Consider the following 8,876-nt stretch of genomic DNA (forward strand, 5'->3'; position numbering starts at 1 on the left):
TCTCGAAAAAAATATTAAAAAAAGTACATTTTAAATGTAACATAATCACGAAATTGCACACTAATTTAAAAATCAAATTAATTTAATCGGAGTTATGAGAAAATCTTTAACAGCTTTAGCTACAACACTTCTTATTAGCAGTGTTGCCTTAGCACAGAAAGTTGAATTTGAAGAGTACACATTAGACAATGGTTTGCATGTAGTGTTACATCAAGACAAATCGGCGCCAGTTGTAGTTACTTCAGTGATGTACCATGTGGGTGCAAAAGACGAAAACCCAGAGCGCACAGGGTTTGCACACTTTTTTGAACACCTTTTGTTTGAAGGTACCGAAAACATTGAAAGAGGTGAGTGGTTTAAGTTGGTAACTGCAAATGGTGGTCACAATAATGCCAACACTTCAGACGACCGTACCTATTATTATGAAGTATTCCCATCAAATAATTTAGAATTGGCTATTTGGATGGAATCGGATCGTTTATTGCAACCGGTTATCAACCAAATCGGCGTTGATACGCAAAACGAGGTGGTAAAAGAAGAAAAACGCTTACGTGTAGATAACAGCCCTTATGGAAACTGGATTACAGAAGTTAAGAAAAATCTTTTCAAAAAACACCCTTACCGTTGGGCGCCAATTGGTTCAATGGAGCATTTAGATGCGGCTACTTTAGAAGAGTTTCAGGCATTCAACAAAAAATTCTATGTGCCAAATAATGCTGTGTTAGTAATTGCTGGTGATATTGAATTTGCAAAAACGAAAGAATTGGTTCAAAAATATTTTGGAGTGATTAAAAAAGGAGCAAACGTTCCGCGTGTAAACATTCAAGAAGATCCAATCACATCAACCATTCATGCAACGGCAGAGGATCCAAACATCCAAATACCAATGTACATCACCGCTTATAGAACACCATCTATGAAAACCCGTGATGCACGTGTGTTGGATATGATTTCTTCATACCTTTCTGGCGGAAAATCATCACCAATGCAAAAGAAAATTGTAGATGAAAAGAAAATGGCTTTACAGTTGTTTGCTTTCAACTACGCACAAGAAGATTACGGGATGTATCTAATCGCAGGTTTACCTATGGGCGATACAACACGTGAGGCTTTACAAAAAGAAATCGATGCTGAAATCACAAAATTACAAACCGAATTGATTTCTGAAAGAGATTATCAAAAGTTACAAAACGATTTTGAAAACCGTTATGTGAGTCAAAACTCAGATTTAGAAGGTTTGGCAGAAAACTTAGCTACCAACTATTTGTTGTATGGTGACATCAACCTTATTAATGAAGAAATTAATATCTACCGTTCAATTACAAGAGAAGAAATTCGCGATGTTGCTAAAAAATATTTACAAAGCAATGCGCGTTTATTGTTAGACTATGTACCGGCAAAAGAAGATTCAGCTAAATAAGAAAGTAAACAAAATGAAAAAAATATTAGTATTCGCATCAGCTTTGTTACTAACTATTAGTGCCGAAGCTCAAATAAAACGTCCACAACCAAAACCAGGACCAATGCCAACAGTGAACGTGCAAAAGCCGCAAGAGTTCACTATGAAAAACGGTTTAAAAGTAATGGTTGTAGAAGATCATAAACTGCCACGTGTAAGTTATATGTTAACGATTGATACACCACCTTATGTAGAAGGTGAAAAAGCAGGTGTATCTAGCCTAACAAGCGCAGTTGTTGGTAACGGAACCACAAAAACATCTAAAGAAAAATTCAACGATGAAATTGATTTCTTAGGGGCAAATGTTAACTTTTGGAACACCGGTGCATCAGCAAGCGGTTTGTCTAAATACAGTTCACGTTTGTTAGAATTAATGGCAGAAGGTTCCCTAAATCCATTATTCGATCAAGAAGAGTTCGATAAATCAAAACAACAAGCTATTGAAGGATTAAAAGCTGATGAAAAATCGGTTACTTCGGTAGCAGGTCGTGTAACAAATGCTTTGTTGTTTGGTACAAACCACCCAAAAGGTGAATTTGTAACAGAACAAACATTGAACAATGTAACATTAGCAGATGTTAAGCAAAATTACGCATCGTACTTTGTGCCAGAAAACGCTTATTTAGTAGTTGTGGGTGATGTAAAGTTTAAAGATGTAAAAAAACAAGTAGAGAAATTATTCAAAAACTGGAAAAAAGCATCAGCACCTGTTGCTAAATATCCAGAACCAAATGATGTAGTAAAAACACAAATCGATTTTGTGGACATGCCAAACGCAGTTCAATCTGAAATTGCTTTAGTAAACACCGTAAACTTAAAGTTAACCGACAAAGATTATTTTGCAGCTTTAATTGCTAATCAAATCTTAGGAGGTGGTGGTGAAGGCCGTTTATTCTTGAACTTACGTGAAGCACACGGATGGACTTACGGCGCTTATTCATCATTAGGATCAGGTAAATACACCTCAAAATTTACATCTTCTGCTTCTGTTCGTAACGTAGTGACCGATTCTGCAGTGGTAGAATTTGTAAACGAATTACAAAAAATCAGAACACAACCTGTAACCCAAGCAGAATTAGATCTTGCAAAAGCAAAATACATTGGAAACTTTGTAATGGAAACCCAAAAACCTGGTACCATTGCGAGCTTTGCATTAAGAACAAAAACACAAAGTTTACCAGCAGATTTCTATGAAAACTACATAAAAAACATTCAGGCAGTAACTGTAGCCGATGTACAACGCGTAGCAAACAAATACTTCAAGAAAGACAATCAACGTATTGTGATTGTTGGTAAAGGAGCCGATGTTGCAGGTACTTTAGACCGTTTAGGATACCCAGTAAACTATTACGACAAATATGCAAACCCGGTAGAAAAACCAGTTTTCAAAAAAGCAGCACCGGCAGGCGTTACTTCTAAAACAGTAATCGAAAATCACATCAAAGCAATTGGTGGTGAAGCAAAATTACAAGAAGCAAAATCGGTTGCAATGGTAGCAAAAGGAACCATGCAAGGAATGGAAATTACATTAACCCAAAAACAAACTGCTAAAGGTCAAAAAATGGTATCTTTAAACGGTATGGGCATGGAATTAATGAAACAAGTAATTACACCAACCATGGGCTACATGTCTGGCCAAGGTCAAAAACAAGAATTAAAAGGCGATGATTTAAAAGATGCACAAGCTTCGGCAAAAATGTTCGATGAATTAGAAGATTTGAAAAATGCAGCTGGTTTTGAATTAGCAGGAATCGAAACATTCAACGGCGAAGAAGTATATGTTTTAAAGAAAGACAAACAAACCACTTTTTACAGCGTAGCCTCAGGCTTAAAAGTTGGATCATCCGAAACAATGGAAGCTCAAGGACAAACCGTAGAAATGACTACCGCATACAGCGATTACAAAGCAGTAAAAGGAATCAAGTTTCCACACAGTTTCACAGTGCCAATGTTAGGAAATGCAGAATTCAAAGTTTCTGATATAAAAGTAAACGAAGGCGTAACAGACGCAGACTTTAAATAAAAATCACAAACATCCCATAAATGCCTTAGAGAAATTTCTTTAAGGCATTTTTTTATCCCGCAAATAAAAAATAAACATTTCTTTCATCAACCCAATAAAACAAACAATAAATTAGTATATTTAACCATAAAACATACTATCAACACATGCGAAATATAATAATAGTATTCATTTCCATCCTTTTCTTGTCGTGCACACAAAACGATGACAACAACGCTCGTGCCGACAACGGAACAACCCAAGTAACCCAAGCAACTATTAGCTACATCTCGCAAGAACCCACTCCACAAGGCAAATACCTAAACTACATACAAGCAACCGTACAAAACACTAAAAACACAATAGTCACAGGCTTCGTACAATTCAAAATAAAAGAATACGGCGACATCAACTCATCAACCCTCATCATAGATAAAAACAGCGAAGTAACATTTTACGCCCTATTCGAAACAGATAAAATAATCAACGAAACCTATTTACTTTCCTCAAAATTCTTGGAAGACACCCTAACCATAGAATAACCAAAACATACAAGCTAACAATAATCATAAATATAGATATTAATCATACTTATTAGGGCAATCCCTTCCACTAACGTTTCAGGTCGGGCTTTCCGCCGTCGCTTTTGTTTTTTTTGCAAAAAACAAAGAGCTCCAACAAGGCTGCAATCCCTATTGCGGTTAGCGGGTGATTGGTCTGTTATGTAGATTGTATGGTTGTATAGTGTAAATTGTATTGCTTTATATTGTACAAAATCTGAGTTAAACTGTGAATCTAGGGTTAATTTGTTTAAGTTTTAAAGTTTGAAGTTCTCTTAAATCAATTGCCTCGAACTTTAGTTCGATGGTTATGATGTATATTTACAATTGGCTTTCGCTACATTTTATGTATAGTGTAGATTATAATATAGTAAAATACAAAAGATGTAGTGCATTTAAAACTTGTAATCCACGATTAATAATTTAACCGTAAAAACTATATCTTTCTCCGTCTTTACTGATTGAAGCATATCAATTTCTGAAACTTTTAATATTCTGCAAGATTCTGTGTGACCATGCAGAATATTATCCGATTATAATTCTATCGCCCCAAAGCCCATTTCATCATGTATAAATTGATTGTTTTGGCAGTATTTCGCTAATTCATTTGCAATAAATTTCTGAACTTCTTCTTTATAATCATTCGGGTACAACACATGTACGTTTGCACCGGCATCTAACGTAAAACAAACCGGAACATAGGTTGTTTCTCTGAATTTCCAGAGTTGATTGATGATTTCCAAGGTGTTTGGTTTCATCAAAATAAAATAAGGCATCGAGGTCATCATCATGGCATGCAACGTTAAGGCTTCGCTTTCTACTAATGCAATAAATTCGGTTAAATTGCCCGATTTTAAAATGTCTTTCAGCTTTGCAATATGTTCATGAGCTTGTTGAAAACGGCGTGCTGCAAACGGGTGATTGTGCATTAATTCATGACCAACGGTGCTTGAAACCTGCTTTTCGCCTTTATCAACCAATAAAATCGTATCTTGATAATGCTGGAAAACCGCATTTATTTCATACGGAAAATCAACTCCGAACAAATCTGAACTGTTTTCAATACTTTCTGTTTTGCCCCAAACTACAATGTTTCCTTTAATGCTTCTACAGGCACTTCCCGATCCTAAACGAGCCAATAAGGATGCTTTTTGCAAATAATATGCTTCGGTTTGGTTGGGATGTATCAACTTTTCCAACGCGATGATATTTGCCGACAATGCCGCCATTCCCGATGCCGATGATGCAATACCAGAACTGTGCGGAAACGTATTTTTGGTATCAATCGTAAAATGATAATCTAAAATATACGGACACAAATCCTGAATGCGTTCGAAATATTTTTGAATTTTTGGTCGGAATGATTCTTTAGGTTGACCTTCAAATAGCAAATCAAAAGAAATGTTTTTCTCTGTTTTGGGTTCGTATTGCAATGTGGTGACTGTTTTGCAGTTGTTCAAGGTGAAACTCAACGACGGATTTGCAGGAATTTGATGTTCTTTTTTGCCCCAATATTTTACCAAAGCAATATTGCTGGGTGCTGAAAAAGTAAACGAACCTTTGGTGGTTGGTTTTGTGTAGTTTGTAGTTTTGAAGGTATCTAAAGTTGTCATTATATCTATTTAATTTTTTTTAGCTTTTGGTAAAATTGAGCTGGCATCACAGTAACTCTATTTCAAATAATTTTTTTAATATTTTGCTGCAATAGCATTCGCTGCCAAAAAACCTGTTGTCCAGGCATTTTGAAAATTAAAACCGCCAGTGATGGCATCAATATTTAAAATTTCGCCTGTAAAATACAAATTATCTTGCAATTTACTTTCCATTGTTTTAAAGTTTACTTCTTTGAGGTCAATTCCGCCGGCCGTAACAAATTCGTCTTTAAACGTGCTTTTTCCGTTTACATTAAATGTGGCTTGGGTGAGTTGTTCTGCTAATTTTACCAACTGTTTTTTAGGTACATCTGCCCAAATCATTGCTTCTGTAATGCCTGATGCCAGAACCAATTGATGCCACAAACGCATGGTTAAACCATAATGCGCATGCTTGTAAATTGTTTTTTTAGGATTACTTTTTTTCAATTGCATTAATTCATCTAAAACCTCATCGAAAACTAAATCATTGGTGAAATTAACGATTAGTTGAAACTGATAGTTTTTCTGGAACAATTCGCGTGCACCCCAAGCCGAAAGCCTTAAAATTGCAGGACCACTCATTCCCCAATGGGTAATAAGCAAAGGACCGCTTGCTTTTAATGGAGCATCTTTTACTTTTATGGAAACCATTTCGGTTGAAACACCCATTAAATCTTTAATGCGATCGTCTTTAATATTGAAAGTAAATAACGAAGGAACCGGATTTACAATTGTATGATTTACCGTTTTAAGCAAATCCCAAATTTTAACGTTGCTGCCCGTTGCCATAACCACTTGTTTTGCCCGATAAGTATCTTTAGATGTTTCAATCTTCCAAAGATTTTCCTCCTTAGAAAGTTGCTGTACAATGGTTTGTTTGATAACTTTTATATGGAGGTTTTCGGCTTCGTTCAAAAAGCAATCGATAATGGTTTGAGAATTATCCGATTCTGGAAAAACCCTTCCATCTTCCTCTATTTTTAGCAACACACCGCGTTCACTGAACCATTCCATTACATCGCCTGTGCAAAATGTATGAAAAGGACCTTTTAACTCTTTCTCGCCACGCGGGTAATACTTTGTTAGCATATTTGGAATAAAACACGCATGGGTTACATTGCAACGTCCGCCACCCGAAATTTTGACTTTAGAAAGCACTTCGTTGCTTCTTTCTAAAATTGCTATGCGTATATCTGGGTTTTGCATTGCCAAGTTAATTGCCGTGAAAAAGCCCGAAGCACCACCGCCAATAATAATAACATCGAAATTGTGCATAATATTCTACAATATGTTCCACAAATTGTGGATTTAAAAAGATGAAACCTTCCTAAAGAGCCTAAAAAATAATTTGTATAGGTTTTTGGAATGGTTTATGCTTTGAAATTTGTATCTTGCAAAGATAGTGAATCAAGCTACCTTGCGATAAAATTTTATTATGAAATACAGCAAATTAATATTTATTACATGCGTTTTGGGTATGGTATCGTGCAAAACCGCTAAGAAAAAAAACATCGATACCGCTACAACCAACGAAAAACCCGAATTGATTAAAAAGGAAAAAGAAGCCATTTTTTATACTGAACAAATAAGAAATGATTTTAGAGCAGTGAGTGCAAGCACCCAACAAAAGTTCTTGGAAATGTATGACGCTACTGCAAAAGAATATTCTATTTTGTTCTTTACACAAGGATTTACAGGCGAAGAAATGGTGGTAAAAAACAACAATAGTACGTTGTATAAAGGAATGGTTTTCACCGACAAAAGCACTGGTTTAGCAAAAAACATGCGCATTGTGAATACCGAAATTACCAGTATTTACGACAAAGCAACTCAGAAAACCATTTATATAAATACCGATAAAGCAACAAAACACAAGTTTATTTATGTAATGAAAGGCGATATAAACACCGAAAAACCATATAAAATTACATTTAGCAATAAATTGCGTCCGGAAAAATAAATAATTTATATAGCTTTTTTAATGAGAAGCAACTAAAAAAGGCATCGAGAAATTCGATGCCTTTTTTACTATTTTAAAAGTTCTTTAAAACTTGTTTGCCCACTATTTAATTCAGTAGATGATAAAGTCATTATTTTATATTTTTCTGTATCACTAACTAATGAATCTTTGAAATTAACTTTCTGTAAAAGAACTCTCATTTCATACGCACTATTTTTAAAATTGAAGTTAGGATTTTGAATAAAAATACTATCTAAATTAAGATTTACCTTACTTTCGTTTCTGAATTCTATAGAAACTTCCTTTTTTTCAATTTCTTTTTTTGATGTATTTAACACATCAAAAGCTAAAATAACGTAATCCTTATCTGTAAGCTCAATACTATTTGTTGTTTGATTGTACTTTAAAACACTATCATCTTTCTTACAACTTAATAGTAAACTTAGAAAAATAAACCAGAAATATTTCTTCATATTAATTATTTTTAATCACACGCATCAACACAATCTTTCAATCCTTGTGCACAAACCTTATCTGCAAGAACTCTTTCAAAATAAGCATTAGCAGCCATGCCAACTGCAGCAGGTGCAAACATACTAGTACTTCCTACTAATATTGCATAAGCTAATTTCTCTTCGTATACTTGTTGCGCTTCTTTACTACATTGATTTGCAGCATCTATACAATCACCCCAACAACCTGTAGTTTGGATAGGATTTTCAATTGTACCTATAAACAAATCCGTTTCCACTTTAACAATCTTCTTTACATCTGAAAGCTCTAAATCTTTAAGTTTCACAAAAAATGATGAATTAATAGTATAAAAATGAGTCATTTTATCTTTTACGATATTATATTGATTAATAGCTTCGGTAGGAGAAGCGAATTCGATAGCGTTAGGGTTATTATGTATCCATAGAATTAGATCATCTTCATTTTCTATAGTATTATACCCTTCCATTTTAATCTTTTGAAAGAATAATTTCATCGAAGTTTATGCATCAATATACTCATCTGTTAACAACAGATTAGCATATTCATTCTTTAAGTTTTCAATTTCACTAGAACTTCTAGATTGATTACTAACCATCACATTTTCTTCATTTCTAATTTTATCGTCAGCATCATCACTACAAGAAACGACACTAATTCCAAAAATCAACAATAACATTACTTTTTTCATCTTTTAAAAATTTTTAATAATTATACTTTTCCAAAAAAAAAAAAAAAAAAATGAATTACACAAATATTTCTACAAAAA

9 protein-coding genes are annotated in these 8,876 nt (G+C 34.3%); 4 read left to right on the top strand and 5 right to left on the bottom strand.

Annotation, left to right across the window (positions count from 1 at the left end; all coding sequences use genetic code 11):
- Positions 1-94: 94 nt before the first annotated feature.
- The 3 genes from MG290_RS12675 (at position 95) to MG290_RS12685 (ending at position 4,003) form a co-directional block, all read left to right on the top strand.
- Complete coding sequence (locus MG290_RS12675; protein ID WP_264561621.1) at positions 95-1,420, top strand: M16 family metallopeptidase; 1,326 nt, start codon at positions 95-97, stop codon at positions 1,418-1,420.
- A gap of 13 nt (positions 1,421-1,433) precedes the next feature.
- On the top strand, positions 1,434-3,482 hold the full coding sequence (locus tag MG290_RS12680) for a M16 family metallopeptidase (protein ID WP_264561622.1): 2,049 nt from the start codon (positions 1,434-1,436) through the stop codon (positions 3,480-3,482).
- A gap of 146 nt (positions 3,483-3,628) precedes the next feature.
- Positions 3,629-4,003 (top strand): hypothetical protein, encoded by a 375-nt coding sequence (locus MG290_RS12685; RefSeq protein ID WP_264561623.1) that lies wholly within the window; start codon positions 3,629-3,631, stop codon positions 4,001-4,003.
- 551 nt (positions 4,004-4,554) lie between these two features.
- On the opposite strand, the gene MG290_RS12690 is transcribed toward MG290_RS12685, so the two are convergent.
- Positions 4,555-5,634: a diphosphomevalonate/mevalonate 3,5-bisphosphate decarboxylase family protein gene (locus tag MG290_RS12690; protein WP_264561624.1), complete on the bottom strand. Its 1,080-nt coding sequence runs from the start codon at positions 5,632-5,634 to the stop codon at positions 4,555-4,557.
- A gap of 75 nt (positions 5,635-5,709) precedes the next feature.
- Complete coding sequence (locus tag MG290_RS12695; RefSeq protein WP_264561625.1) at positions 5,710-6,930, bottom strand: NAD(P)/FAD-dependent oxidoreductase; 1,221 nt, start codon at positions 6,928-6,930, stop codon at positions 5,710-5,712.
- A 160-nt stretch (positions 6,931-7,090) separates the two neighbouring features.
- On the opposite strand from MG290_RS12695, the gene MG290_RS12700 reads away from it, so the two are divergent.
- Positions 7,091-7,615, top strand: coding sequence for a hypothetical protein (locus MG290_RS12700; RefSeq protein WP_264561626.1), 525 nt, complete (start codon positions 7,091-7,093; stop codon positions 7,613-7,615).
- A 68-nt stretch (positions 7,616-7,683) separates the two neighbouring features.
- On the opposite strand, the gene MG290_RS12705 is transcribed toward MG290_RS12700, so the two are convergent.
- The 3 genes from MG290_RS12705 to MG290_RS12715 are packed head-to-tail and all read right to left on the bottom strand — an operon-like array spanning position 7,684 to position 8,798.
- Positions 7,684-8,088, bottom strand: a complete 405-nt coding sequence (locus MG290_RS12705; RefSeq protein WP_264561627.1) for a hypothetical protein — start codon at positions 8,086-8,088, stop codon at positions 7,684-7,686.
- 11 nt (positions 8,089-8,099) lie between these two features.
- Entirely contained in the window at positions 8,100-8,576 is a 477-nt protein-coding gene (locus MG290_RS12710; RefSeq protein WP_264561628.1) for a hypothetical protein, read from the bottom strand.
- 33 nt (positions 8,577-8,609) lie between these two features.
- Entirely contained in the window at positions 8,610-8,798 is a 189-nt protein-coding gene (locus MG290_RS12715; RefSeq protein WP_264561629.1) for a hypothetical protein, read from the bottom strand.
- Between the last annotated feature and the right edge of the window lie 78 nt (positions 8,799-8,876).

Origin of the sequence: Flavobacterium sp. CBA20B-1 (genome assembly GCF_028473145.1) — a bacterium.
Classification (GTDB): Bacteria; Bacteroidota; Bacteroidia; order Flavobacteriales; family Flavobacteriaceae; genus Flavobacterium.

Excerpts from the sequence above, each read along its gene's own strand:
- MG290_RS12680 (WP_264561622.1), top strand. The coding sequence starts at position 1,434 with ATGAAAAAAATATTAGTATTCGCATCAGCTTTGTTACTAACTATTAGT.
- MG290_RS12710 (WP_264561628.1), bottom strand. The coding sequence starts at position 8,576 with ATGGAAGGGTATAATACTATAGAAAATGAAGATGATCTAATTCTATGG.
- MG290_RS12695 (WP_264561625.1), bottom strand. The coding sequence starts at position 6,930 with ATGCACAATTTCGATGTTATTATTATTGGCGGTGGTGCTTCGGGCTTT.
- MG290_RS12685 (WP_264561623.1), top strand. The coding sequence starts at position 3,629 with ATGCGAAATATAATAATAGTATTCATTTCCATCCTTTTCTTGTCGTGC.
- MG290_RS12675 (WP_264561621.1), top strand. The coding sequence starts at position 95 with ATGAGAAAATCTTTAACAGCTTTAGCTACAACACTTCTTATTAGCAGT.
- MG290_RS12690 (WP_264561624.1), bottom strand. The coding sequence starts at position 5,634 with ATGACAACTTTAGATACCTTCAAAACTACAAACTACACAAAACCAACC.
- MG290_RS12705 (WP_264561627.1), bottom strand. The coding sequence starts at position 8,088 with ATGAAGAAATATTTCTGGTTTATTTTTCTAAGTTTACTATTAAGTTGT.
- MG290_RS12715 (WP_264561629.1), bottom strand. The coding sequence starts at position 8,798 with ATGAAAAAAGTAATGTTATTGTTGATTTTTGGAATTAGTGTCGTTTCT.
- MG290_RS12700 (WP_264561626.1), top strand. The coding sequence starts at position 7,091 with ATGAAATACAGCAAATTAATATTTATTACATGCGTTTTGGGTATGGTA.